This is a genomic window from Streptomyces sp. NPDC052299 (assembly GCF_040679335.1).
In the GTDB taxonomy this organism is placed as follows: Bacteria; Actinomycetota; Actinomycetes; order Streptomycetales; family Streptomycetaceae; genus Streptomyces.
In genome coordinates this window covers 199,832-223,279 of record NZ_JBFAUP010000008.1, presented here as the reverse complement: position 1 = coordinate 223,279, position 23,448 = coordinate 199,832, and the positions used below count along the sequence as shown (strand labels likewise).

Below are 23,448 nucleotides of genomic sequence, written 5' to 3'. Positions count from 1 at the left end.
GGGAGCGGCATGAGTACGGACACGGGCACCGGGACGGCCTTCATCGAGCTGGACCGGCTGGAGAAGGTCTTCGACGTCCGCCGCAGGACGGGCTTCCTGCGCGGGGAGCGGCGCCAGGTGCGGGCGGTCGACGGGATCAGCTTCCGGGTGGAGCGCGGCGAGATGGTCGGCTACATCGGGCCGAACGGGGCCGGGAAGTCGACCACGATCAAGATGCTGACGGGCATCCTCACCCCGAGCGGCGGCTCCCTGCGCGTGGCGGGCATCGACCCCTCGCGCGAGCGTACGCGGCTGGCGCACCGGATCGGTGTGGTCTTCGGGCAGCGGACGACGCTCTGGTGGGACCTGCCGCTGCGCGACTCGTACCGGCTGATGCACCGCATGTACCGGGTGCCGGACGCGCGCTTCCGGGCCAATCTGGACCGGTGTGTCGAACTCCTGGACCTGGGGGAGCTGTTGGACGTGCCGGTGCGTCAGCTGTCGCTCGGGCAGCGGATGCGCGGGGACATCGCGGCGGCGCTGCTGCACGACCCGGAGGTGCTGTATCTGGACGAGCCGACGATCGGCCTCGATGTGGTGTCCAAGGCCAAGGTGCGGCAGTTCCTCCGGGACCTGAACGCGGAGCGCGGGACGACGGTGCTGCTGACGACCCATGACCTCACGGACATCGAGCAGTTGTGCAGCCGGGTGATGGTGATCGACCACGGCCGGCTGATGTACGACGGCGCGCTGACCGGGCTGCACGAGGTGGGGGAGAGCGAGCGGACGCTCGTGGTCGACCTGGAACGCGAACTCCCGCCGATCCGGCTGGAGTCGGAGCCATCGGTGCGGACGGTGAAGGTGGAGGGGCCGCGCCAGTGGCTGGCCTTCCCGGCGTCCGCGTCGGCGGCCCCGCTGGTGGCGCGGATCGCCGCGGAGTATCCGTTGGCGGACCTTTCGGTGCGGGAGCCCGACATCGAGGCGGTGATCGCGAAGATGTACGCGTCCGAGACGGCCAGGGGAGCCGGTGACGTGAGCGCGGCCGTTCAATAGGCTGCGTTCCATGACGAGCGAACTCCCCGACATGCGGGCCTCCGACGCCGAGCGTGAACGTGTTGCCGAGATCCTGCGTGAGGCGGTCGCCGAAGGGCGCCTCGAGATGGAGGAGTTCGAGCAGCGGCTCGACACCGCGTACAAGGCGCGGACGCACGGCGAGCTGGAACCGCTCGTCCGCGATCTGCCGTCCGCAGGCTCCGGTTCGTCGGCGCCCGCCGCCGTGCAGCCCAGGTCGGGCTCGGCGGCGCGCTGGTCGGAGCGGATCGGGCGGCCGGCGACGTCGACCGGCGGCTTCGCGTTCTGGGGCGGTTTCCGCCGCCGGGGCAACTGGACGGTCGGCAAGGTGTTCACCGCGTTCTCGATGTGGGGCGGCGGCGACATCGACCTGCGCGAGGCGAACTTCGAGTCCCGCGAGACCGTGATCCGCTGCTTCACGATCATGGGCGGCCTCCATGTGACGGTCCCGCCGGACCTCAACGTGGACGTCCGGGGCATCGGCATCATGGGCGGCTTCGGGGAGCACGCCAAGGACGAGCCGGCCCCCGCGCCCGACGCGCCCCGGGTCCGGATCACCGGCTTCGCGCTCATGGGCGGCGTCGGGGTGGAGCACAAGCGCAGCAAGGCGGAGAGGCAGCGGCTGCGGGAGGCGGAACGCGCGCGGGGGAGCCTGGAGAAGGGCGAGGGGCGCTAGCCCCTCCGGTCAGAGCGCGTCGACCTTCGGCCGGTCCCCGGTCAGGGCGTCCACGTCCAGCAGCGCCGCGAGGCGGGCGTACCCGGCGTCGTTGAGGTGCAGGTGGTCGCCGGAGTCGTAGGCGGGGCGCAGCCGCTGGGGGTGGGCCGGGTCGCGCAGGGCGAGGTCGGAGTCGATGACCTCGTCGAAGACTCCGCCGGCCCGGATCTCCGCGTTGACGGACCGGCGCACCTGCTCACCGGCGGCGGTCCACCTGGCGTAGCCCCGGTGGGGCATGAGGGTCGCGCCGATGACCCGCAGGCCGCGCGCGTGGGCCCGCTGGGTGAGGGTGCGCAGGGCGCCGGTGATCCGCTCGGGGTCGGTCTCGTTCGGGAACGCCTGCACGTCGTTGATGCCGAGCGCGATGACGACCGTCTTCACGCCGGAGACGCCGAGGACGTCGCGCTCGAAGCGGTCCAGCGCGCGCGGGCCGATGCCGTCGAGCAGCAGGCGGTTGCCGCCGATGCCCGCGTTGACCACCGCGTACCGGCCGTCCAGCCGGTCGGCGAGGAGGTCGGGCCAGCGGGTGTTCGCGTCGGTGGTGGAGCCGGTGCCCGCCGTGAGCGAGTCGCCGAACGCGACGAGCGTCGCCGACGCGCGCGTCCCGCCCCGCACATCGACGGCGGTGAGGTAGCGCCACTGCGTGGTGGCCCAGGTGCCCCGGTCGTCCTCGGTGTACGAGGTCTGGTGGCTGTTCGGGTGCGTGGTGACCGGCCCGTCGGCGGTCGGGGTGCGCAGGGTGACCACGAGGTCGGCGTCCGCGTCGACCGGGACGGCGACGGCGTCGCTGACGGTCTGCCCGCCCGCGGCGACCGTGACGGACGCGGCGCCCCGGAACGTCACGGGTCGGGTGTTCACGGTGACGTGGTCGATGAGCAGGGGTTGCGTGCCGAACAGGTTGGACAGCGTCACGCGGGCCTCGGTGCCGCCGATGCTGGTGTGCACGACGTTACGGATGACGCGGCGGCTCTGGTCCTCCGCCTGCGCCGGGTCGGCCACGCCCGCGACGGGCGACGCCGCCCAGGTGGCGAGCCAGTGCCCGGAGGACCGCGCCGGGGCGGCCGGGCTGTGGGCCACGCCCTGCGGGGCCGTGGTGGCGGCGGCCGTCGCCCTGTCCCCGCCGAACAGCAGGGAACCGGCGAACGCCACGGCTGCGGCGAGCGCGGCGGTACCCGCCACGAGGGCTATGAGCAGGGCGTACCCCTGGCGCCTGGGCATGGGCGGTGTGTCTCCTTGCGGAAATGAGGAATGCGGGGGGAGTGGACCTGTTCCCATGATGCGGCAGGGCGCGGGGAACTCGACGTGCGGCCCGGGAGTAGGTCAGGTAGGCACAATGCGTAGCGGACGTCTGGGGCTGTGCGTACGCGGACGGGTGGAGCGGATGGAACGGATCGACGGGACCGGGCGGACCGAGCGGGGCGAACTGCCTCCGGGGCCCGGTGGGCGGGCGAGACCCGGGGGCCTCGCCTCGTTCGCGTACACCGCGGCGGACGAGGAGAAACGTCGTGGCGTACGCCGTATGAAGACCACGGCCACCGGCCTCCTTCTGCTGGTCGCGCTGGTGTACGTCCTCGCCACCTGGGCGAAGCACGAGGGGGTGAGCGGCTGGCCGGGCTTCGTCGCGGCGGCCGCCGAGGCGGGCATGGTGGGTGCGCTGGCCGACTGGTTCGCCGTCACGGCCCTCTTCAAGCGTCCGCTCGGTCTGCCGATTCCGCACACCGCCATCATTCCCACCAAGAAGGACCAGCTCGGGGCGTCCCTCGGTTCCTTCGTCGGCGAGAACTTTCTCTCCGGGGACGTCGTACGTGACCGGATTCACTCGCTGGGCATCGGTCGCCGGGTCGGCGGCTGGCTCGCGGAGCCGGCCCACGCGGACCGGGTCACGGCCGAGCTGTCGACCGCACTGCGCGGGGCGCTCACCGTCCTGCGGGACGCGGACGTCCAGGCCGTCGTCGGAGAGGCGATCACCCGGCGGGCGAACGCGGTGGAGATCGGCCCGGGCCTCGGCAAGATGCTGGCGAAGGTGGTCGCGGACGGCGGCCACCGCAAGCTGGTCGACCTGGTCTGCGCCCGGGCCCACGACTGGCTCGTGCTGCACGGAGACTCGGTGATGGACGCGGTGCAGGGCGGGGCGCCGGGCTGGACGCCCCGGTTCGTGGACAAGCGGGTCGGGGAGCGGGTCTACAAGGAGCTCCTGCGCTTCGTCACCGAGATGCGGGACATGCCGGGGCATCCGGCGCGCGGCTCCATCGACACGTTCCTCGCGGACTTCGCGGCCGACCTCCAGACCGACTCGGAGACCCGGGGCCGGGTGGAGCGCCTGAAGTCGGAGATCCTGGGGCGCGGCGAGGTCCAGGACGTCATCGCCTCGGCCTGGGCGTCGGTGCGCGCGATGGTCATCGCGGCGGCGGAGGACGAGCAGAGCGAGCTGCGGCTGCGCGCCCGGGCCTCGCTGATGTCGCTGGGCGCCCGGCTGGCCACGGACGAACGGCTCCAGGGGAAGCTGGAGGGGTGGCTGGAGGACGCGGCGGCGTATGTCGTCACGACGTACCGGACGGAGATCACGTCGCTGATCAGCGACACGGTGGCCGGCTGGGACGCGGACCAGACGTCCCGCAAGATCGAGGCCCACATCGGGCGTGACCTGCAGTTCATCCGCATCAACGGCACGGTGGTGGGGGCGCTGGCGGGGCTGGCGATCCACACGGTGTCGTGGGCGTTGTGGAGGTGACGCGGTCCCGGGACCGGGGCCCCGGGACCGCTTCGGTCACGACGCCCGGCGGGTGACCGCCCAGGACGCGGCGGCCACCGTGCCCGCCACGGTGAAGACCGCGGGCCAAGCGCCGACCTTCTTGGCCAGCGGGTGCGAGCCCGCGAACGCGGCCACGTACGCGGTGGTCAGCGCGACGGCCGCGCGCGGGCCCGCCTGCCGGTTCCACTCGTACGCGGCGACGCCGCCCGCCGCCGCGAGCGCGACCCCGCCCAGCGGACGCTTGCGGGTCCACCGCGCCACGGCGTAACCGCCGACCAGTCCGCCCGCCGCCACCGCCGCTGCCGGCACCTTCGCCATCGCGGTCACCTCCGCCTTCGTCCACGTCATGGGGTGTGCGCCCGGCGCGTCCGTGACCGCCTCGCGCAAAGCGCCGCACCGGCGCCCGACCCGAGGCTAACCCGCGCTTCCGCCCTCCGGTCGTCGAGGGGGTGCACAGGCGTTTACCCTGGGGGGTGAACATCCGTGCACCCCGAGTCGGCAACGGAGAACCATGCCTGCGGACATACCCGCCCCCGCCGCCCCGACCACCCCCGCGGCCCAGGCCCCGCACCCGCGCTTCGCGGTGGGCGTGCTGGCCTTCTGCGGGGTCGTCGTCGCGGTGATGCAGACGATCGTCGTGCCCCTGCTCCCGCACATCCCCGAGCTGACCGGCGCCACCCCGGCCGCCGCGAGCTGGCTGGTGACCGTCACGCTGCTGACGGGTGCGGTGTTCACGCCCGTGCTCGGCCGGGTCGGCGACATGTACGGCAAGCGCCGGGTGCTCGTCGCCTCGCTCGTGGTGCTCGTGGTGGGCTCGGTGCTCTGCGGGATCAGCTCCCACATCGGCGTGCTGATCACCGGCCGCGCGCTCCAGGGCGCCGCGATCGCCGTCGTACCGCTCGGCATCAGCATCCTGCGCGACGAACTGCCGCCCGAGCGCGTGCTGTCCGCCGTCGCGCTGATGAGCTCGACGCTCGGCATCGGCGCCGCCGTGGGCCTGCCGATCGCCGCGCTGGTGGTCGAGAACTTCGACTGGCACACGATGTTCTGGGTCTCCGGGGTCATCGGCCTCATCGACATCGTGCTCGTCCTCGCCTTCGTACCGGAGTCCCCGCTGCGCAGCCGGGGCCGATTCGACGCGCTCGGCGCCCTCGGCCTGTCCGGCGCGCTGGTCTGCCTGCTGCTCGCGGTGACGCAGGGCGGTGACTGGGGCTGGACCTCCGGCCGGACGGTCGGCCTGCTCGTGGCGGCCGTCGTGGTGGCGCTGATCTGGGGGGCGTACGAGTTGCGCGTGGCGACGCCCATGGTCGACCTGCGGATCTCCGCCCGCCCGGCCGTCCTGCTCACCAACATCGCGGCGCTGCTCATCGGTTTCGCCTTCTACGCGAACTCCCTGGTCACCGCGCAGATGGTGCAGGAGCCGAAGGCGACCGGTTACGGGCTCGGCGCGTCGCTCGTCGTCAGCGGTCTGTGCCTGCTGCCGGGCGGGGTCGCCATGGTGGCGCTGTCCCCGGTCTCCGCCCGGATCTCCGCCAAGCACGGCCCCAAGGTGAGCCTCGCGCTGGCGGCGGGGATCATCGCGGCCGGTTACGGGGTGCGGTACTTCACCAGCCACAGCCTGTGGCTCATCGTCGCGGGCGCCACGGTCGTCGCCTCGGGCACGGCCATCGCGTACTCGGCGCTCCCGGCCCTCGTGATGCGCGGCGTCCCGGTCAGCGAGACCGGGGCGGCGAACGGCCTGAACACCCTGATGCGGTCGATCGGGCAGGCGTTCTGCAGCGCGACGGTGGCCGCCGTCCTGGCCAACCTCACCTTCCGGGCGGGGGGCCGGATCGCGCCGACCCTGCACGCGTACCAGCTGGTCTTCGTCATCGCGGCGGGCGCGGCGCTGCTGGCCCTGCTGGTCACGCTCATGCTGCCGGGCCGCAAGCCGTCCGGGGCGGGTACGGTCGAGGAGAGCCGCAGGACGCCGGGCACCCTGACGGGGGGTGCGCGGCCGGCGGGAATCCAGGAGGGCGCATGACCGGCGGCCAGGCCATCGCCGCGAACCCGGCCACGGACGCGGGCACCGGGCGGGACGCCATCCTGCGCGCCGCCCGGCGGGCGTTCACGCAGCGGCCGTACGCGGAGGTGACGATCCGGGGGATCGCGGCGGACGCCGGGGTCAGCGCCTCGCTGGTGGTCAAGCACTTCGGCCGCAAGGAGGAGCTGTTCAACACGGTGGCCGACTTCGGCCCGGCCGCCGCGCAGCTCTTCGACGCCCCGCTCGACGCGCTGGGCCGCCACATGGTGGTCACCCTGGTCGACCACCGCCGCGCGCTCCAGTCGGACCCGCTGCTGCGGGTGGTCTTCTCCCTGGGCAACCAGGACGAACGCTCCCTGCTGCGCGACCGCTTCCACGAACAGGTCACCGACGCCCTGACCGCCCGCCTCCCCGGCGAGGACCGCGCGCTGCGCGCGGAGCTCCTGGCGGGTCACCTGCTGGGCCTGGGCGCGACGCTGAGCCTGCACCGGGACGGCGCGGGGGCGTCCGCGACGCCGGAACGCATCGCGGACCTGTACGCCCCGGCGCTCCAGCGGCTGATCACGGGCTGAGGCGTTTGCGGGGGCGGAGCCCCCGCCCGGCGCCGTCCCCTAGCGCACCGCGTTCCGCCACACCGTCACATCGAGCGTGATGTAGTCACTCGGCGAATCCTCCGGCGAGTGACCCTGATACGTCACCAGCCCCATGTGCCCCGTCCCCGTCGTCACGCACACCTGCCGCCCCTTGGACAGCTTGCTGATCTCGATGTTGTTGGCGAACCGCGTCTCCGTCCGGCACACGTCCAGTGAGCCGACCTGCCCCGGGTCGAGCAGGATCAGCTTGCCGCCCTCGCTCTCCGCCTCCAGGTACCCGCCGGAGTCGTACGTCAGCTCGTACCCGTCGTCCTCGCCCTCCTGCGGGCGCACCTCGGCATCGCCGAACGTGAGGTGGTATCCGACGGTGAGGTTGATCCCGGTGAAGTCCTCCGGCGTCGGGTCCGCCGTCGCGGGAGTCTCCCCCTCGGGCTGCTCGGTGCCGTCATCGACACCGCTCCCGGTGGCATCCGCGCCGGGCGTGGAACTCGCCTTGGGGGCGGGCGAGTTCTTGCCCTGGGCGGTGGTGTCGCTCTGCGACCCCTTGTCGTCGTCCTTCTGCGACAGGAAGTACGCCGTCCCGCCCCCGGCCACACCGACCAGCAGCGCGGCCACGACCGCGATGGCCGCCGCCCGCCCCCGCCGCCGCTTCGGAGGCGTCGGCGCGGCGGCCTGCGTCACCGGGGACTGCGGCGGAACCCCGCCGGAGTACGAGGCGGCCCCCGGCCCCGGATACCCGTACGACGGCTGCTGGGCGGCCGGATACCCGTACGCCGGGGTCGGCCCGGAAGGCGCCGAGGGCGCGCCGTACGCCGAGGCCGGCTCCGAAGGCGTCGCGGGCGCGCCGTAGGCACCGGGCCCCACCGGCGCGGGGCCCTGCCCGGGCACGGGCGTGACCGGCGGGCCGTACCCCGGCGGCGGGGTGCTCGGCGCCGGGGTCGTGGGCGAATAGGCGGCCGGGGGCGCGGCGGCCACCGGCGGCGTCGCCGGGGCGGCCGACGGCGGCGGCGGCGTCTGCACGGGCGCCGGCGCGGCGGCCCGTACGGTGATGTCGGCCGCGACCGGCTTCGGCAGCCAGTCCTCCGGCCGCCGCAGCACCGTCTCCGCGTTCGCGGTCTGGCAGAGCTGGATCACCTCGGCGACCGACGGCCGGTCCTCCGGATTCTTCGCGAGGCAGCGCCCCACGAGCTCCATCAGCCGCTCCGGCACGCCCGCGAGGTCCGGCTCCTCGTGCACGATCCGGTAGAGCACCCCGTGCGAGGTCCCCTCGCCGAACGCGGGCGTCCCGGTCGACGCGAACACCGCGACCTGGCCCAGCGCGAAGATGTCCGTCGCGGCGGTGACCTTGCGCCCGGCGGCCTGCTCCGGCGCCATGAACGACGGGGTGCCGATCGTGACGCCGCTCCCCGTGAGCGACGTCGCGTCGGCCGCGTACGCGATGCCGAAGTCGATGACGCGCGGCCCGTCCGCCGCGAGCAGCACGTTGGACGGCTTGAGGTCGCGGTGGACGATCCCCGCCCCGTGGATAACGTGCAGCGCCTCGGCCATGCCCGCGATCAGCAGCAGCACCGCGTCGACGGGCAGCGCGCCGTGCTCCACGACCGCGTCGGCGAGCGACGGGCCCGGCACGTAGGCGGTGGCGAGCCACGGCTGCGCGCCCTGGGTGTCGGCGTCGATCACGGGCGCGGTGAACAGCCCCTGCACGCGCTGCGCGGACTGCACCTCCTGCGCGAACCGCCGCCGGAACTCAGCGTCCTCGCCGAACTCGGGCCGGATCACCTTGATCGCGACGGGCCGCCCGCCGGGCGTGTACGACAGGTACACCTTGCCCATGCCGCCCGCGCCGAGCTTGGCGGCCAGCCGGTACCCGGCGATGGTGGTGGGGTCGTCGGCCGCGAGGGGCTGGAAGACCTGTGAGGCGCCGCCTCTGCTTGGCTGCTGACCGCTCATGAACTCGTAACTCCCCCGGAGAGCGCTGCTGTAGACACGGCACCTTATCCAAATCCCGGGGCGCTGCGGAGCGGTGGGAGCGCCTTGATTCAGCCGGATCGGGGGAACGCGAACCGCACGCCCGTGGCCTCCTCCGACACCGCCCACAGCCGGCGCCCCGTCACGGCGTCGGCCGCCCCGGCGGACAGCCCGACCCGGGTCGGCGCCCCGCGCAGCTCGCCCCTCCCGTCCGGCCCGATGAACTCGCCTCCCGTCAGGCCCGGCCGGGTCGCCGCGTAGAGCTGCGGCAGCGCCCCCCGGTCGGGGGACTGGGCGAGCGGCCTGAGCACGCGGCCGAACAGCAGGGACACCGGGGCGACGGGGCCGCCGGTCTGGAGGCCGGTGGCGGTGTAACCGGGGTGGGCGAGCAGGCTGCGGACCGGGCTGCCGGCCTCGGTGAGGCGGCGGTGCAGCTCGTGGCCGAAGACGGCGTTGGCCAGCTTGGACTGGTTGTAGTAGCCCATCGGCGAGTACCGCCGTTCGCCCGTGAGGTCGTCGAAGTACAGGTGTGCCTTGCGGTGGTTGGGCGAGCTGACGGTGACCACGCGGGGGTCGGTGCCCGCAGTCAGGAGGCCGAGCAGCAGGCCGGTGAGCGCGAAGTGTCCGAGGTGGTTCGCCGCGAACTGCACCTCGTGGCCCTGCGGGGACAGCGTCCGGGGCGGCGCCATGACCCCGGCGTTGTTGACGAGCACGTCGAGCCGCGCGTGGTCCGCGTGCAGCTTCTTCGCGAACGCGCGTACGGAATCGAGGTCGGCCAGGTCGATCCGGCGCACCTCCAGCCGGGCGTCCGGCTGCGCGGCGGTCAGCTCCGCCGCCGCGCGGTGGCCCTTCGCCTCGTCGCGTACGGCGAGGATCACGTGCCCGCCCCGGCGGGCGAGGGCCCGGGCCGTGGCCAGGCCGAGGCCGCTGTTGGCCCCGGTGACGACGAAGACGCGCCCGGTCTGGTCGGGGATGTGCTCGGCGGTCCAGCGTTCCTGCTGTGTCATGCGGCACAGGCTGCCCTGCATGGCAGCGAGTGTCAATATGTCACTTGGTGACATGGGCGGCATGGAGTACCGTGAGGAGGGTGAGTACTCCCCGAGCGACCCTGGCCGAGCGCAAGCGCCGGCTGGTCTCCGACGAACTGACGGAGTCCGCCCTGCAGTTGCTGGCCCTGAAGGGCTACGACGCGGTCACGGTGGACGAGATCGCGGCGGCGGCGGGCGTCTCCAAGCGGACGTTCTTCCGCTACTTCGCGTCCAAGGAGGACGTGGTCGTCCAGTTCCTCGCGGACATGGGCACCGGCATCCGCACCGAGCTGGCCGCCCGCCCGGCCGCCGAGCCGCCGTCCGTCGCGCTGCGCCACGCGATCTGGGTGCCGCTCGGCGAGTGCGCGGACCACGGGGACCGGGCGCTGCGCGTCGTACGGCTGATCCTGCGCACTCCCGCGCTGCTGGCCCGCTTCCTGGAGCGCCAGGCACGGTGGCGCGACGACCTCGCCCGGGAACTGGCCGAGCGGCTGGGGCGGGACGCGGAGCGGGACCTCTATCCGAGGCTGGCGGCGGGCATGGCGCTGGACGCGTTCGACGCCGTGCTGCACCACTGGAGCGCCGACGGCTCGACGGAGACCCCGGCGGACCTCACGGACCGCGCGTTCGCGGTGATCGCCCCGGCGCTGGACGGCACCGAGGTGTGACGGGACTTTTCCGTTGCAACTCCCGTCCACCCGTTCGATCATGGACGGCCGACGGCCCCCCACCGAAGGCCGCTCTCCGGACGAAGGGTCCCCTGTGCGCAAGCTGGTGTACTTCATCGCCGCCACCCTCGACGGCTTCATCGCCGGCCCGGACGGAGCCGATCCCACCGGCCCGGACGGCTTCTGGCCCATCCCGGAGGACTACCTCAAGCACCTGATCGCGGAGTACCCGGAGACCCTGCCCGGCCCGGCGCGGGCCGCCCTCGGGGTGACGGCGGAGGGCACGCGCTTCGACACGGTCCTGGAGGGCAGGCGCTCGTACGAGATCGGTCTCGATGCCGGACTCACGGACGCCTACCCGCACCTGCGGCACCTGGTGTTCTCCCGCACCCTGGGTGAGAGCCCGGACCCGGCGGTGGAGCTCGTCGCGAGTGATCCCGTCGCGCGCGTACGGGAGTTGAAGCAGGAGGACGGCAAGGACATCTGGCTCGTCGGCGCCGGCGAGCTGGCCGCCTCGCTCTACGCGGAGATCGACACGCTGATCCTGAAGCTCAGCCCGACGACGACCGGCGCGGGCATCCCGCTCTTCGGCCGGAACGCCGCGTTCGAGCCGGCCGCCTGGACGCTCACGGACCACACGGTCCTCGGGAGCGGAGCGGCGTATCTGACGTATCAACGTGCCTCGGTGGCCGGCTGAGTCGGCGGTCCCGGCCGGCCGGGGCGCGAGCCCCCGCCGGCCGGGTGCCGTGTCACGCGACCGTGCAGGCCGCGCCGCTGAGGGTGAACGCGGCCGGGGCCGTGTTCGTACCGGTCTGGCTGCCCGTGAAGCCCACGGTCACCGAGGAGGCCGGGGCGATCGTGGCGGTGTACGAGGCGGGCGCGACGCTCACCGCACCGCCGGACTGCGTGGGCGTGCCGCCCCACATGTTGGTGATCGTCTGCCCGTTGGCGAAGGCGAAACCGAGCGTCCAGCCGTCGATCGCGGCGGTGCCCGTGTTGCGGATGGTGATCTCGCCCTGGAAGCCGCCCTGCCACTGGCCGACCACCTTGTATCCGACCGAGCAGCTGCCCGCCGGAGTGGTCGAGCCCTCGTCCGTGGTCACGCTCACGGCGGCCGACCGCGCCGAACGGTTGCCGGCCGCGTCGCGCGCGTAGACCGCGAAGGAGTACGCGGTGTCGGCGGCGAGGCCCGTCACGGTGACGCTCGTCGTGGCCGACGAGGCGACCTTGGTCTCCGTACCGCCGCTGACGCGGACCACGTCGTAGCCCGCGACGGCAACGTTGTCGGAGGACGCGGCCCAGGTCAGCGTGGCGGAGGTGTCGGTCACGGCGGAGGCGGCCGGGGTGCCCGGGGCGGTCGGGGCCTCGGTGTCCTCCTCGGTGGCGCCGCCGTAGACCGTCGCCTCGTGGGAGGTCGCCGCGATGCCGTCCGCGCCGTGGAAGACGCGCTCGCCCCAGGAGCTGAGCTGCGCCGGGTCGAAGCCGATGGTCAGGTCGAGGACCGGGTCGGTGTTGCCGCTCCACGACCAGGCGATCCAGCCGAGCCCGAGCCGCTGCGCCTCGGACATCATCGTGTCCTCGTCCGGGTCGCCGTACTGGTCGGCGGGGCCGCCGAACTCACCGATGACCAGGGGCAGTCCGGCGTCCACGAAGGCGTTCAGATAGTCGGTGACCTTCTGGGCGGTGTTGTAGACGCTGTACATGTGGATCGAGAAGAGCAGGTTGCCCGTGGTGTCGGCGTCGTAGACCGCCTGGGCGTTGTCCCGCATGACGTTCTGCCAGTCCTGGCCCCAGTTGGGCGCGTCCACCATGATCGTGTGCGCGAACCCGGCGGCCCGCAGCTTCTTGATCGCGGCGGTGGTGGGGGCGGTCCAGCCGGCCGGATCGGTGTTGCCCCAGGGCTCGTTGCCGATGTTGATGACGACGTAGTCCTCCTGGCCCTGGAGGACGTCCTTCAGGGAGATCCAGTAGTCCGCCGCGTGGTCGAGCGTCCCGGCGGCGGAGTCCTCGCCGTATCCGGTGGTGTCGTGCACCTCCAGGACGCAGATGAGCCGGTTCGCCTTGCAGTCGGCGATGACGGCGGCGACGTCGTCCGGCCCGTTCCTGCTCCAGCGGAAGCCGTCGGACAGCACGACGCGGACGGTGTTGGCGCCGGTCGCCTTGATGTCGGCCAGGGACTGGGTTTCGCCGGGGTACCAGGTGTGCGCGTGGTTGACGCCGCGCATGATGAAGTCGTTGCCGTTGCCCTCGACCAGTCGGCCGTCGCTGATGTGCAGACCGGTTCCGGCGGCGGACGCGGCCTGCGCGGGGGCGAGGCCGCCGAGCGCGAGGAACCCGAGGAGGGTGGCCAGGACGGTGAGGACGACGGCGGCGGGGCGCCGTGCCGGATGTCTCGCTGTTCTCACTGCGGCTCCAGAGGGAGGGAGGGGGAGAGGGCGGACGTACGGTGGGTCACGCTCGATGTGGGAGCGCTCCCACGCCGTGCGCTCCCATGAAGCCATTTAGTCAGGAGCACGTCAATAGATCGGACGACTCGGGCCCGAGGTTCTATGGTTCGTGGCACCGGACGTCCCGCCGGATGAAGGGAACACCGCACGATGGCTGAAACCGATCAGGATGAGATACGGGCCCGGATCGCGAAGGGGCTCGTCTACACGGAGACCGAGGCGGCCTTCCTGGCCCCGGCCCGGCGCGCGGACGAGATCTTCGCGTACAACCGGACGCCCCCGGGCGATGCGGAGGGGCGGCGCGCGCTGCTGACCCGGATCTTCGCATCGGTGGGCGAACGCACGGTCCTCCAGGCGCCGTTCCATGCCGCCTTCGGCAGCAACGTGCACATCGGTGACGACTTCTTCGGCAATGTGAACCTGACGTTCGTGGACGACGTGGAGATCCGCATCGGCAACGACGTCATGATCGCCCCGAGCGTGACCCTGACGACGACGGGTCACCCGGTGCACCCCGCGCGCCGGGCGGATTTCGGCCGCTTCTCGGAGCCCATCGTCATCGAGGACAAGGTGTGGATCGGCAGCAACGTGGTCGTCCTGCCGGGGGTCCGCATCGGCTACGGCTCGGTGATCGGGGCGGGCAGCGTCGTGAGCCGCGACATTCCTCCGATGAGCGTGGCGCTCGGCACGCCGTGCCGGGTGCTCCGGCCGATCACGGACGCGGACCTCGCGACCCGTATGTGACGTACGCCCCGCGGCTCGGCAAGTGCCTGGCCGCAGGCGCCCTCGCGCTGCTCGCCGGGGCAGCCGTGCCCGCGCTCGGCACGCCCGCCCCGTGCGGGCGGCAGCAGGGGCCCGTGCGGGCGGCAGCACGGGCCCGGTGAGCGGAACGCGCCTGCGGGGGGTGGCCCTTCGGGGCAGCCGCTCTTCGAGGCCGACGGTTGACGGCCCCGTCGCGTGAGGCCGTGACGGGGCCGGGGCCTCGCGGGCCTGGGCGGTTCTGAACGCCTCGATGAGGCCCGCGTCCTCGCAGACCGGGCCCCTCGCGGGCCCGGGCGCTTCAGCGTGCCGAAGGCCGTCCCGAGGGCTCGGTCAGCAATTCGGCCAGCCGGTCCGCGAACGCGGTGATCCACTCCAGCTCCGGCCCGCCGCGGGCGACCCGGAACCCGTGCCGCCGGGCCCAGAACGCCGCCCGCACGGCGTGCAACTGCGCCCATCGCCGCACCCGTTCGCGGTCCAGCTCGGCGGCGTCCGCGAAGACGTCCACGATGCGGTGGACGGCGCCGCGGAGGTCGGCGGCGCCCGCGAGGGTGTACGCGCGGGACTTCATCAGTGCCCCCGCGTCGTACGCCCGGTCGCCCACGTACCCCTTGGGATCGACGGCCAGCCAGGGCTCGCGTTCGGCCCGCAGGATGTTCCGCCCGTGCAGATCGCCGTGGACGAGCGTGTCGGGCTGCTCCCGCCCCAGCTCCCTCACGGTGGCGAGGGCGGCGTCCAGCACGCGGCGCGGCAGGGCGTGCGTGAGTTCGGCGGCGTCCGTGCGGAGTTCGTCCTCCCACTTCCCGACGTGGTCGCTGAGCCGGGGCAGCCGCATCCCGTCGGGCGCGGGCACGGCGAGCCGCCGCCCGAGCCGCGCGGCGATGGTCACCACCTCGTCCCCGTCGACGGCCTCGTCCAACGCCACGGGCGAGGCCCGTTCCAGCAGCATCGCGTACCGCGCGTCGTCCCGCTCGTACAGGGAGACTGCCCCGCGCCCGCCCCACGCGACGAAGGCGTCGGGTTCGTGGTCGTTGCCGGGGTGCGGGAAGGAGACCTTCAGCACGGCGGGGGGCGTGTGGTCGCGGCGCACGGGGACGATGACGCCGACGCCGCCGTGCGTGACGTCGCCGTCGAGGACGCACCCCCACTCATCGGCCAGGCCCTCGACCATGCCGGGCAGGTCGGCGATCCACGCCGCCCCGGCACTCCCCTCGCGCTCGACGGTGGACCGCGCGAACTCTTCAGGAATCACAATCATCCGGGCACCCTACGTGGGGCCGGATGGCCCCGGTCCGGCCGGACCGCCCGGACCGCTTGGGCCTGCCGGGCCGGGCGCGACTCGGCCCTTCAGTGAGCGTCGGGCAGGCCGATGGGCGGGGCGTCGGGCCCCGCCGCCCCGGGCTGGGGGACCCGGCGCAGCACCGGGAAGCGGTCCCGCCAGTCGGCACGGACGTACGGCACCGGCCCGGCCGCCGTCTCGCGGTGACGCCGCCCCTCGTGGTTGGCGTTGCGCGGAAGGTACCCCTGGAAGAGATCGGCCCCCCGCAGGCCGTCGTGGAGGTGGCCGACGGACTCGGCGACGGGCCGGACGGACACGGGGTCGGCGGGGCCAAATGCGCCGTCGGCCAGCCGGAACGCCCGCCCCTCGTCGTGGTCCACGCCGCATGCCGCGACGAGCGCGCCCTCCCGGAAGGCGGCCGCGTACTCATGGAGGAGCTGCCCGCCGAAGGTGCTGTCGCTGATGACGACGACGGGCGCGGCGAGGCTGAGGAAGGAACCCAGCAGGAAATCGTCGTCATCGAACGCGTCGAGCGGATCGGACCGCGAGGGCACCCCTGCCGCGGCGCGCCAGCCGTCGAGGTCGGCCGGCGTGATCCCCGCCGGGTCGTAGACAAGCCGACCGACGCTATGCGCGAGCTCCCAGGGCGCGGGAAGCACCCACCCTTCGGGGAGGGCGGGGGCGGAGTTGCCGCCGGTGCGTGGCCCGGGCGGGGCGGGGGCGGGGGCGCTGCCGGTGCGTGGCCCCGGCGGGGCGGAGGCGGGGGTGCTGTCGGTGCGTGGGACGTAGGCGGAACCGCCGGGTATCGCCAGCTCGTAGAGCGCCAACACGCGCGCGTCGAGGGCGAGTACACAGTTGAGGTGGAATCCCATGGCGGGCATCCTCGCGCACGACGCCCCCTCCGAAGGAGATCCCCATGACTGTGACGATCCGCCCCGCCCACCAGGACGACATCCCGCGCCTGGCGGACCTGATCGAGGAGATCGAACGCTTCTACGGCGCCACGGAGATCCAGCCCCTCACGGAACGCCGCTCCCAGATCGAGGCAGCCCTGTTCGCCCCGGCGCCCCTGGCCCACGCCTTGGTCGCCGACCCGGGCGACGGCCCCCTCGCCGGGATGGCCGCGTACTCATTCCTGTGGCCCGCGAGGGGGACGACACACGCCCTCTTCCTGAAGGAGCTGTACGTGACGGAACCGTGGCGGGGGAGCGGCCTCGGCGCCCGCCTGATGGGCGAGCTGCGCGGGGTGGCTGCGGCCCGGGAGGGGTGCAGCCGGGTGGAGTGGATGGCGGACATGGACAACCCGGGGGCGAGGAAGTTCTACGGGGCGCTGGGGTTCGAGGTGGTGGAGGGGAAGGTGGTGTACCGGGTGGGGGTGGAGGGCGAGGTCGGGTGAAGTAGGGCTGTGGCGCGGGGAGTTGGCCTAGGATGGGTGGAGTGTGGCCTGTGTGGGGGTTGGGGCGGTTATGTCAGAGTGGGCGAAAGTGGTCAGAAACTGCGCCGCCGCGAGATGAACCTGCAGGTCACGAAGAGTGCTCCCCGCGCGTGCGGGGATGGTCCCGAGGTAGTTCTGCCGCTGGCTCTGTGACAGTGGTGCTCCCCGCGCGTGCGGGGATGGTCCCCAGGACCGGGGGTCGTCCATCGCGGGGTTCCCGTGCTCCCCGCGCGTGCGGGGATGCCCCATCCACGACATCCGCATCCTCACCGTGGACCCGTGCTCCCCGTCACCACGGGGATGATCCCGGCTCGGGGCCGCCGCCGGGCCCGCCGCCCGTGCGCTCCCCGCGATCGTGGGGACGGACCGTCGTGACGCCTCGGGCGCCCCGCACTCCGCGTGGCCCGAGGCCACCCACGTACCCTGGCCGCCATGCCCGCCCACCCTGAACCCCTCAGCCTCCGGCCCCTCGCCTTCACGGCCGAGGAAATCCGAGAGGTCGTCGCGCTCTACGCCAGCAATCCGGCCTACTGGCGCGCGGCAGGCGAGTACGACCCCGAGAGCATTCAGGCCGCCGAGGTTGAGGCCGATCTCAAGGGGGAAGTCGCCACGGAGGGCGGCGAGGTGTTGCTTGCCCGGGATGGGGGAGGGCGTCTCGCGGGAATTGTCTGTCTGCTCGACCGGCATCCGAAGGACGGCCTGCCCTGGATCGGGCTGCTCATGGTGGACGGCCGCTCCCGGCGTACAGGCATCGGGCGGCGGCTCGCCGGGCTGGTCGAGGAGCGGTTCCGGGGCGAGGGGCTGAGCGGCATCCGGCTCGCCGTACTGGAGAACAACCCGGATGCCCTCGCCTTCTGGACCTCGCTCGGCTGGTACGAGATCGACCGCCGCCAGGACCTCGCCCACGACCGGCCCTGCGTCGTCATGCACAAGCCCCTCGCCTGAGCACGACGGCGACACGCGCTCCTCGTACGCCGCCTCACGCGCGGGCCCCGTAGCAGCGGTCGGTCGTCGGTCAGAGCGTGTTGAACTCTCCCGTCCTGACACCTTCCACGACGAGAACGCGTCGGTGGAGGCCACCAGAGCCGCGCCGCCGCCCTGCCTGGCCTCACGCGGCGGGGCGGTCCGCGTCGCCCCCGTCGCGGCGGCCGTCGGGCGAGCCGTACGCATTTCCTCACCCGCAAGAAGAGTTGGGTACTACGAAGTGCCCCTTCGCAACTGGCGGATCAAATCCACGGTTTCCGCCTGCGACAGTGAATCCCCCTGAAGTTGATGGTAGGCGGTGAGCATGGGCACCACGAGAGATGTCTCGCGTTCGACGTGTCCCTGGGCCTCGGATTCAGCGTAGGCGACGACGGATCGACCGTGGAGAGTGAGCAGGTTGACAGGCAGGTGGAATGCTCGCCGTTCTCCGAGGGAGAACGGCGCCACATGAATGAACCAGTTCGGAAGTGCAGCCAGTTCTTCCATTCGCTTCAGCTGAGCCTTCATGACCTCCGGGCCGCCAACTGCTTGGAGGAGGCAGCTCTCGTCCACGATGGCGAATACCAATGGCGGCCGCTGCGTCGCTAGCCTGGACTGCCGTTCCAGCACGAGCGAGATGCGTTCCTCGGCCTGCTCATGGGTGACGGACCCGCGCTGCACGTAGCTGTGGTTCAAGGCACGGGCGTACTCCGGGGTCTGCATCAGGCCGGGAATGAGAGAGACCTGGAAGAGACGGATTTCCGCAGCCCTGCCCTCGTACCCTACGTACTCGGGGAAACCCTCCAGCATGCTGCCGCGCCTGAGCTTGCGCCATTCACGCTCGAATGAATCGGGCGTGCTCGCCAGACCGAAAACAGCATCGATCTTGCGGGAGAACAGCAGGGTTGCAGGTTTTCGACCGGTCTCAATTGCCGAGACGTGGCGTCCACTGCACCCGATCATGGATGCGAAGTGGTCCTGAGTCCAGCCTCGCGCCTCGCGCATCTTTCGTAAACGCGCGCCGTAGGCGGCCTGCGGTGATGCGTTCGGATTCAGTTCCTTGATGTTGGCCAACGTGCCCTCCCTGACCGCTACGTTGCCACGTTGCCGATTGCGCGAGGCTAAGCCAATCTGAGCGCTCCTGGTAGTGAAATCGCTACGGAGGGACACGTAAACGTGCCTGTTGAAAAGCATCGACCCGCGCCGGCCCCCGGCCCACTCCCCACCCGAACCGACGAGGAACCCGCGAGCCGCGAGCTGCGCAGGGACCCGGACATCGCGCGGTACGCCTCGCTCGGGGCGTTCCCACCGTGCCGGTGCGGGGCGCCCATCTGCCCGGATGCCCCGCCGAAGGCCGGGGCGTCGTCGTCGGACGCCATCCGCGAGCGCGTACGGGAGACGAACGCGATGCACGCGAAGTACCGCCTGTGACGGCGCGACCAGGGGGCACGGCGGGGCGTCAACACGTAACCCGGGAAGGGCTGAACGGAGTGAACGAGGTCATGAACGGAACGACGAACGGCGACGCGCTCCGGGCGGCCGGTGAACCGGCCCACTCCAACCCGCCGAAGGGCGGGGCGGCGGCATGAGCGAGCAGACGGTGAGCGCGTACGCCACGCGCGAGGAGGTGGCGTACGCGCTCACGACCGGCGGCGTACTGAAGACGGGCTGGCTGGACGCCTACGCGCGGGTGCCCCGGCAGGCGTTCTTACCGGACACGATCTGGCCGTACGACATGGCGAGCGGGCGGACGGTGCACGTATCGCGGACGGAGGACGCGCAGGCGTGGCGCGGGTACGCGAACGCGGACGTGCCGGTCGTGACGCAGTGGGACGACGGGGCGCACGCCGGCCGCGAGCCGGGCAGGCTGTCGACGTCGTCGGCCTCGATGCCGAGCGTGGTCTTCCGGATGCTCGACGCGCTCACGGTGGACGACTACTGCCGCGTCCTGGAAATCGGTACGGGGACGGGCTGGAACGCCGCGCTGCTGGCGCACAAGGTGGGTGAGGACAACGTCGTCAGCGTGGAGGTGGACGAGGCGGTGGCGAACCGGGCGCGCGACGCCCTGGCTCACTTCTTCGGCGCGCCGGTGGAGGTGATCCACGGCGACGGCCGCGCGGGGGCGCCGGGGCGGGGCGTGTTCGACCGGGTGATCGGGACGTGCGGGGTGCGCGCGATCCCGTACGCGTGGGTCGAACAGACGCGGCCCGGGGGTGTGATCGTGGCGCCGTGGGGAACGGACTTCACGAACGCGGACGCGGTACTTCGGTTGACGGTGGACGCGGCCGGGAAGAGCGCGAGCGGCCGCTTCCTGGGCCCGGTGGAGTTCATGAAACTGAGGGCGCACCGGACGGCCCCGATCGACCACGAGGCGTACGCCCCCGGCCCGCTGCCCGCCCCGGAAACGACCACCTCCGACGCCGCGAGGGCCCTGTCCGCCGCCGACCGCTTCAGCCCCCTGACGTTCGCACTGGGCCTCCGCGTCCCCGCCTGCACGTACATGGCCGCCGAGAAGGTGCGGGGCACCCAACCCCTCTGGCTCTACAGCCGAAACGACCGGTCCTGGGCGTGCGCGCTGGTGGAGGACGGACGGCCTGCGGCCCGCGTGTGGCAGCGGGGTCGGCGGCGGTTGTGGGATGAGGTGGAGGCTGCGTATGCGTGGTGGGTGGAGCGGGGACGGCCGGGGTGGGAACGGTTCGGGGTGACGGTGCGGGGGGTGGGTGAGGGGGAGCGGGTCTGGCTGGATGAGGTGGGGGAGTGGGTGTGAGGGGCGATGCGTGGCGGGCTGACGGGAACGGGGCTGCGTAGGTGGGGAGTTGACCTAGGGTGTGGGGTGTATGCCAGCTGTGGGGTTGTTGAGATGGTTATGCCGGAGTCCGCGAAAGTGGTCAGAAACGCCACTGCCCCGAGGCAAACCCGCAGGTCACGCAGTCTGCTCCCCGCGCGTGCGGGGATGGTCCCCAGGTGCGCCCACATCCCGTAGAGCGTTTCCACTGCTCCCCGCGCGTGCGGGGATGGTCCCTCCTCGTCATGAAGGACCCCCGGCCGCTCGTCCTGCTCCCCGCGCGTGCGGGGATGGTCCCGGCCCCGGTACGGCCGAACTCGTCCATCTGTTCTGCTCCCCGCGCGTGCGGGGATGGCTCCTGCGAGGAAGGCGTGTACTGGAGCGAGGAGACCTGCTCCCCGCACCCGCGGGGGGACCTCGGCCCGTACGGGCGGATTCGCTCCCGCGTGCGCGGAGATGACCGCCCTCCCAGGCATCGGTCTAAGATGCCTCGATGCTGCCCTCCGTCCCGCCGCACATACCGGCGAACGAACTCCGGCCCGGCCGCTACTGGTACGCCATAGCGGCCGCGACCGCAGCCGTGCTGATCGCGCTGGGCGCGGTCATCGGGGTGTACCGCTTCAACGACGTGATCGACGCGGTCGACACCAGCCACCAGTTCGCCGACGGCGACACCGTCTCCCTCCAGCTCGGCCCGGAGAGCGAGCGCACGATCTGGATCAAGGAGAGGGGCCCGTCAGCGGCTCAGGACTGCAGCATCACCGGACCGGGCGATCCGCACCTCAGCGGTCCGGGCATCGACGTGTTCCTCACCCGGGACGAGACCTGGAACCCTCTGTACGACATCGACGTGTCCCGCACGGGCAACTACGAGATCACCTGCGCATCCGTAGGGCCGTCCCAGTACGCCTTCGGGAAGCCCGGCGGCATCGTTGCGTTCCTGGGCGGGGCGGTGCTGGCCATCGTTCTGCCCCTCCTCGGAGTCGGCCTCGGCGTTGTCATCGTGATCGTCACGGCCGTCCGCCGCAGCGACCACCGCAATCGGCTGCTCGCCGAGCGCGGTGGCCCTGGCGGGCCCCACCCCACGCTGCCCGTTCCGGCCCCGACCGTGAGCGAACGCGGCCCTGCGGCCTGACGGCGTCAGGCTTTTCGTGTCGGGCAGGAGAGAAGTCGGGTCGTGGCGTTTTACGCGCTTCGATGCGCTGAGGCGGTTATGCCGGAGTACGTGAAAGTGGTCAGAAACAGCCCCTGCGCGGGATAAAGTCGCAGGTCGCGAAGACTGCTCCCCGCACGCGCGGGGATGGCCCCGACCGCATCCGGTCCGCGGCGACGGACATCATCTGCTCCCCGCACGCGCGGGGATGGCCCCGACACTGTCGCCGAGCGCTGGTAGTCGCGACCCTGCTCCCCGCACACGCGTGGATACCCGACCCCCCCCACCCCGACTACGCTCCCCCCGCATGACCAACCCGCAACCCCGCACCCCCACCGCCCTGACCCCCGACCTCATCCGGGCCCTTCTTCGCGAACAGCACCCCGATCTTGCCGAGCTCCCCCTCAGCCTCGGCGCACGTGGTTGGGACAATCAGTTGTGGCGGCTGGGTGAGGAGCTTGCCGTGCGGTTGCCGTGGGCCACCGAGTCCGCGGATGAGCTGTTGCTCAAGGAGCATGCCTGGGTGCCCCGGCTCGCTCCGGGGCTTCCGTTGCCCGTTCCCGTGCCGCAGCGGCTGGGCGTGCCGTCCGGGCGGTTTCCGCGGCCCTGGCTGGTCACCACGTGGGTGCCGGGGGAGCCTGCCGACCGCGCTCCGGCTACGCGGGCCGAGGACGCGGCCGACACCTTGGCGCGGTTTCTCGGGGCGCTGCACCAGGTGGCCCCGGACGGGGCGCCCGTCGGGCGGGGGCGGGGCGGGCCGTTGGGGCCGTACGGGGAGCACTTCGGCCGGGCGCTCGACGCCGTCACCCGGCGGGGGCTGGTCGCCGATCCGGGGCCCGTTCGTCGCGTCTGGGAGGACGCGGTCGCCGCCCCGGACTGGGACGGGCCCGGGCTGTGGCTCCACGGCGACCTGCATCCCGCCAACGTGTTGACGGCCGACGGCACGTTCTGCGGGGTCATCGACTTCGGTGACCTCTTCGCGGGGGACCCGGCCTGCGACCTCGCCGCCGCCTGGATTCTGCTCCCGGACAACGCCGCCGACCGTTTCCACGCCGCCTATCGGCCCACCCCGGACGCGGCAACTCTTCGCCGTGCCCGTGGCTGGGCGGTCCTGCGCGCACTGAGTGGTCTGCTCATCGCGGACGACGGCGACCAGGGGCTGCCCAACGGCAAGTCGACTTGGGGGCCGCCCGCCCGGAGGTCACTGGAGCGGCTGGTTGCTTCGCTGGGGCAGTGACGCGACCGGCTTGCGCTGCGGAGCCCGTAAAAATGCGTGAGTTGGGCCCGCCGCGGCCATGTTGGTTGAGCGCGAGTGCCCGCGTGGCGCGGGGACTTGTGGATTCCGCTGCCGACCATCACCACTACGTCCCACGACGTCCCAGAGGTGTTCGGTCGGCGCCGCTATCAGCGTGGGTATCGCCGGCGGGTCGTCACCCACGACCGTGCACGGGGCGCATGGCCCGGCGGCGGGGGTTGGGGCGTCGCGAGTAGCGTGGTGCGAACGGAGTTACGCGTGGTGCCCTGTCCCGTCTCGCGGGCCCGGGCACGACGGAACGGGGGGCCGGGAAGCATGGCTGAAAACGACTGGTCCGACGACAGCGCCTACGACGACGCCGTCCGACGCGCGCAGCGTGCGACGCGGGTCGGCTGGACGGCGATCACCGGCACGGTGACGGCGCTCGGCTGCGTCGCGGTCGTGGCCGCCGTGGCATGCCTGGCGGCGGTCGTCGCGTGCGCGTACGTCGTCGTGTCGGTGAACCGCTAGGCCGCGTACGGGAGGCCCCGCCGGGCTGAGGGCGCCGCCGGACGCGTCCCGGGACCGCGCCGCGC

23 protein-coding genes and 1 CRISPR repeat array are annotated in these 23,448 nt (G+C 72.6%); of the genes, 15 read left to right on the top strand and 8 right to left on the bottom strand.

Annotation, left to right across the window (positions count from 1 at the left end; genetic code table 11):
- The first annotated feature begins 9 nt into the window (after positions 1–9).
- Both AB0L33_RS16180 and AB0L33_RS16175 read left to right on the top strand, forming a co-directional pair.
- On the top strand, positions 10–1,032 hold the full coding sequence (locus AB0L33_RS16180) for an ATP-binding cassette domain-containing protein (protein WP_365681798.1): 1,023 nt from the start codon (positions 10–12) through the stop codon (positions 1,030–1,032).
- A gap of 31 nt (positions 1,033–1,063) precedes the next feature.
- On the top strand, positions 1,064–1,726 hold the full coding sequence (locus AB0L33_RS16175; RefSeq protein ID WP_365681997.1) for a DUF1707 domain-containing protein: 663 nt from the start codon (positions 1,064–1,066) through the stop codon (positions 1,724–1,726).
- A 9-nt stretch (positions 1,727–1,735) separates the two neighbouring features.
- Here AB0L33_RS16175 and AB0L33_RS16170 read toward each other — a convergent pair whose 3' ends face one another.
- On the bottom strand, positions 1,736–2,983 hold the full coding sequence (locus tag AB0L33_RS16170) for an SGNH/GDSL hydrolase family protein (RefSeq protein ID WP_365681796.1): 1,248 nt from the start codon (positions 2,981–2,983) through the stop codon (positions 1,736–1,738).
- Between the two features lie 115 nt (positions 2,984–3,098).
- Here AB0L33_RS16170 and AB0L33_RS16165 point away from each other — a divergent pair, with 115 nt between their 5' ends.
- Entirely contained in the window at positions 3,099–4,496 is a 1,398-nt protein-coding gene (locus AB0L33_RS16165; protein ID WP_365681794.1) for a DUF445 domain-containing protein, read from the top strand.
- A 36-nt stretch (positions 4,497–4,532) separates the two neighbouring features.
- Here the strand turns inward: AB0L33_RS16165 and AB0L33_RS16160 are convergent, their stop codons facing one another.
- Entirely contained in the window at positions 4,533–4,865 is a 333-nt protein-coding gene (locus AB0L33_RS16160; protein ID WP_143616173.1) for a hypothetical protein, read from the bottom strand.
- A 163-nt stretch (positions 4,866–5,028) separates the two neighbouring features.
- Between AB0L33_RS16160 and AB0L33_RS16155 the strand changes: the two genes are divergently transcribed.
- Together AB0L33_RS16155 and AB0L33_RS16150 are read left to right on the top strand one after the other, a co-directional pair.
- Positions 5,029–6,540 (top strand): MFS transporter, encoded by a 1,512-nt coding sequence (locus AB0L33_RS16155; protein ID WP_365681792.1) that lies wholly within the window; start codon positions 5,029–5,031, stop codon positions 6,538–6,540.
- Positions 6,537–7,112 carry a TetR family transcriptional regulator gene (locus AB0L33_RS16150; RefSeq protein WP_365681790.1) on the top strand — a complete coding sequence of 192 codons (576 nt, stop codon included), beginning with the start codon at positions 6,537–6,539 and terminating at the stop codon, positions 7,110–7,112. Before AB0L33_RS16155 ends, AB0L33_RS16150 begins: the two co-directional genes overlap by 4 nt.
- Before the next feature lie 39 nt (positions 7,113–7,151).
- On the opposite strand, the gene AB0L33_RS16145 is transcribed toward AB0L33_RS16150, so the two are convergent.
- Positions 7,152–9,083, bottom strand: a complete 1,932-nt coding sequence (locus tag AB0L33_RS16145) for a protein kinase (RefSeq protein ID WP_365681788.1) — start codon at positions 9,081–9,083, stop codon at positions 7,152–7,154.
- An 89-nt stretch (positions 9,084–9,172) separates the two neighbouring features.
- Positions 9,173–10,108 (bottom strand): oxidoreductase, encoded by a 936-nt coding sequence (locus tag AB0L33_RS16140; RefSeq protein ID WP_365681786.1) that lies wholly within the window; start codon positions 10,106–10,108, stop codon positions 9,173–9,175.
- A gap of 80 nt (positions 10,109–10,188) precedes the next feature.
- Here AB0L33_RS16140 and AB0L33_RS16135 point away from each other — a divergent pair, with 80 nt between their 5' ends.
- The gene (locus AB0L33_RS16135) at positions 10,189–10,797 is read left to right on the top strand and encodes a TetR family transcriptional regulator (protein ID WP_365681784.1); all 609 of its coding nucleotides are present in this window, start codon (positions 10,189–10,191) and stop codon (positions 10,795–10,797) included.
- 94 nt (positions 10,798–10,891) lie between these two features.
- Positions 10,892–11,494, top strand: a complete 603-nt coding sequence (locus AB0L33_RS16130; protein WP_365681782.1) for a dihydrofolate reductase family protein — start codon at positions 10,892–10,894, stop codon at positions 11,492–11,494.
- Positions 11,495–11,546: 52 nt separating this feature from the next.
- On the opposite strand, the gene AB0L33_RS16125 is transcribed toward AB0L33_RS16130, so the two are convergent.
- Positions 11,547–13,202, bottom strand: coding sequence for a cellulase family glycosylhydrolase (locus AB0L33_RS16125; RefSeq protein WP_365681780.1), 1,656 nt, complete (start codon positions 13,200–13,202; stop codon positions 11,547–11,549).
- 192 nt (positions 13,203–13,394) lie between these two features.
- Between AB0L33_RS16125 and AB0L33_RS16120 the strand changes: the two genes are divergently transcribed.
- Positions 13,395–13,988, top strand: a complete 594-nt coding sequence (locus AB0L33_RS16120) for a sugar O-acetyltransferase (RefSeq protein ID WP_365681778.1) — start codon at positions 13,395–13,397, stop codon at positions 13,986–13,988.
- Positions 13,985–14,128, top strand: a complete 144-nt coding sequence (locus AB0L33_RS16115) for a hypothetical protein (protein WP_365681776.1) — start codon at positions 13,985–13,987, stop codon at positions 14,126–14,128. The genes AB0L33_RS16120 and AB0L33_RS16115 overlap by 4 nt, the downstream gene beginning before the upstream one ends.
- 176 nt (positions 14,129–14,304) lie before the next feature.
- Here the strand turns inward: AB0L33_RS16115 and AB0L33_RS16110 are convergent, their stop codons facing one another.
- Both AB0L33_RS16110 and AB0L33_RS16105 read right to left on the bottom strand, forming a co-directional pair.
- Positions 14,305–15,261: an aminoglycoside phosphotransferase family protein gene (locus tag AB0L33_RS16110; protein WP_365681774.1), complete on the bottom strand. Its 957-nt coding sequence runs from the start codon at positions 15,259–15,261 to the stop codon at positions 14,305–14,307.
- Between the two features lie 89 nt (positions 15,262–15,350).
- Positions 15,351–16,154 (bottom strand): hypothetical protein, encoded by an 804-nt coding sequence (locus tag AB0L33_RS16105; RefSeq protein ID WP_365681772.1) that lies wholly within the window; start codon positions 16,152–16,154, stop codon positions 15,351–15,353.
- Positions 16,155–16,198: 44 nt separating this feature from the next.
- Here AB0L33_RS16105 and AB0L33_RS16100 point away from each other — a divergent pair, with 44 nt between their 5' ends.
- Both AB0L33_RS16100 and AB0L33_RS16095 read left to right on the top strand, forming a co-directional pair.
- Positions 16,199–16,678 carry a GNAT family N-acetyltransferase gene (locus AB0L33_RS16100; protein WP_365681770.1) on the top strand — a complete coding sequence of 160 codons (480 nt, stop codon included), beginning with the start codon at positions 16,199–16,201 and terminating at the stop codon, positions 16,676–16,678.
- 471 nt (positions 16,679–17,149) lie between these two features.
- On the top strand, positions 17,150–17,662 hold the full coding sequence (locus tag AB0L33_RS16095; protein ID WP_365681768.1) for a GNAT family N-acetyltransferase: 513 nt from the start codon (positions 17,150–17,152) through the stop codon (positions 17,660–17,662).
- A gap of 252 nt (positions 17,663–17,914) precedes the next feature.
- Here the strand turns inward: AB0L33_RS16095 and AB0L33_RS16090 are convergent, their stop codons facing one another.
- A complete protein-coding gene (locus AB0L33_RS16090; protein WP_365681766.1) occupies positions 17,915–18,754 on the bottom strand; it encodes a helix-turn-helix transcriptional regulator in 840 nt (279 codons plus the stop codon).
- A 511-nt stretch (positions 18,755–19,265) separates the two neighbouring features.
- Here AB0L33_RS16090 and AB0L33_RS16085 point away from each other — a divergent pair.
- The 4 genes from AB0L33_RS16085 (at position 19,266) to AB0L33_RS16070 (ending at position 23,383) form a co-directional block, all read left to right on the top strand.
- Positions 19,266–20,447 carry a methyltransferase domain-containing protein gene (locus tag AB0L33_RS16085; protein WP_365681764.1) on the top strand — a complete coding sequence of 394 codons (1,182 nt, stop codon included), beginning with the start codon at positions 19,266–19,268 and terminating at the stop codon, positions 20,445–20,447.
- A 165-nt stretch (positions 20,448–20,612) separates the two neighbouring features.
- A CRISPR array of direct repeats spans positions 20,613–20,881; the repeat unit is 25 nt; unit sequence CTGCTCCCCGCGCGTGCGGGGATGG.
- Between the two features lie 77 nt (positions 20,882–20,958).
- On the top strand, positions 20,959–21,600 hold the full coding sequence (locus AB0L33_RS16080; protein ID WP_365681762.1) for a hypothetical protein: 642 nt from the start codon (positions 20,959–20,961) through the stop codon (positions 21,598–21,600).
- A gap of 325 nt (positions 21,601–21,925) precedes the next feature.
- Entirely contained in the window at positions 21,926–22,855 is a 930-nt protein-coding gene (locus AB0L33_RS16075; protein ID WP_365681760.1) for an aminoglycoside phosphotransferase family protein, read from the top strand.
- Positions 22,856–23,188: 333 nt separating this feature from the next.
- The gene (locus AB0L33_RS16070) at positions 23,189–23,383 is read left to right on the top strand and encodes a hypothetical protein (protein WP_365681758.1); all 195 of its coding nucleotides are present in this window, start codon (positions 23,189–23,191) and stop codon (positions 23,381–23,383) included.
- Positions 23,384–23,448 lie beyond the last annotated feature (65 nt).

Bases quoted from the DNA above. Each gene is read 5' to 3' on its own strand.
- AB0L33_RS16180 (WP_365681798.1), top strand. From the start codon at position 10: ATGAGTACGGACACGGGCACCGGGACGGCCTTCATCGAGCTGGACCGG.
- AB0L33_RS16175 (WP_365681997.1), top strand. From the start codon at position 1,064: ATGCGGGCCTCCGACGCCGAGCGTGAACGTGTTGCCGAGATCCTGCGT.
- AB0L33_RS16095 (WP_365681768.1), top strand. From the start codon at position 17,150: ATGCCCGCCCACCCTGAACCCCTCAGCCTCCGGCCCCTCGCCTTCACG.
- AB0L33_RS16140 (WP_365681786.1), bottom strand. From the start codon at position 10,108: ATGACACAGCAGGAACGCTGGACCGCCGAGCACATCCCCGACCAGACC.
- AB0L33_RS16085 (WP_365681764.1), top strand. From the start codon at position 19,266: ATGAGCGAGCAGACGGTGAGCGCGTACGCCACGCGCGAGGAGGTGGCG.
- AB0L33_RS16160 (WP_143616173.1), bottom strand. From the start codon at position 4,865: ATGACGTGGACGAAGGCGGAGGTGACCGCGATGGCGAAGGTGCCGGCA.
- AB0L33_RS16170 (WP_365681796.1), bottom strand. From the start codon at position 2,983: ATGCCCAGGCGCCAGGGGTACGCCCTGCTCATAGCCCTCGTGGCGGGT.
- AB0L33_RS16155 (WP_365681792.1), top strand. From the start codon at position 5,029: ATGCCTGCGGACATACCCGCCCCCGCCGCCCCGACCACCCCCGCGGCC.
- AB0L33_RS16100 (WP_365681770.1), top strand. From the start codon at position 16,199: ATGACTGTGACGATCCGCCCCGCCCACCAGGACGACATCCCGCGCCTG.
- AB0L33_RS16070 (WP_365681758.1), top strand. From the start codon at position 23,189: ATGGCTGAAAACGACTGGTCCGACGACAGCGCCTACGACGACGCCGTC.
- AB0L33_RS16110 (WP_365681774.1), bottom strand. From the start codon at position 15,261: ATGATTGTGATTCCTGAAGAGTTCGCGCGGTCCACCGTCGAGCGCGAG.
- AB0L33_RS16145 (WP_365681788.1), bottom strand. From the start codon at position 9,083: ATGAGCGGTCAGCAGCCAAGCAGAGGCGGCGCCTCACAGGTCTTCCAG.
- AB0L33_RS16120 (WP_365681778.1), top strand. From the start codon at position 13,395: ATGGCTGAAACCGATCAGGATGAGATACGGGCCCGGATCGCGAAGGGG.
- AB0L33_RS16105 (WP_365681772.1), bottom strand. From the start codon at position 16,154: ATGGGATTCCACCTCAACTGTGTACTCGCCCTCGACGCGCGCGTGTTG.
- AB0L33_RS16080 (WP_365681762.1), top strand. From the start codon at position 20,959: ATGCTGCCCTCCGTCCCGCCGCACATACCGGCGAACGAACTCCGGCCC.
- AB0L33_RS16165 (WP_365681794.1), top strand. From the start codon at position 3,099: ATGCGTAGCGGACGTCTGGGGCTGTGCGTACGCGGACGGGTGGAGCGG.
- AB0L33_RS16075 (WP_365681760.1), top strand. From the start codon at position 21,926: ATGACCAACCCGCAACCCCGCACCCCCACCGCCCTGACCCCCGACCTC.
- AB0L33_RS16150 (WP_365681790.1), top strand. From the start codon at position 6,537: ATGACCGGCGGCCAGGCCATCGCCGCGAACCCGGCCACGGACGCGGGC.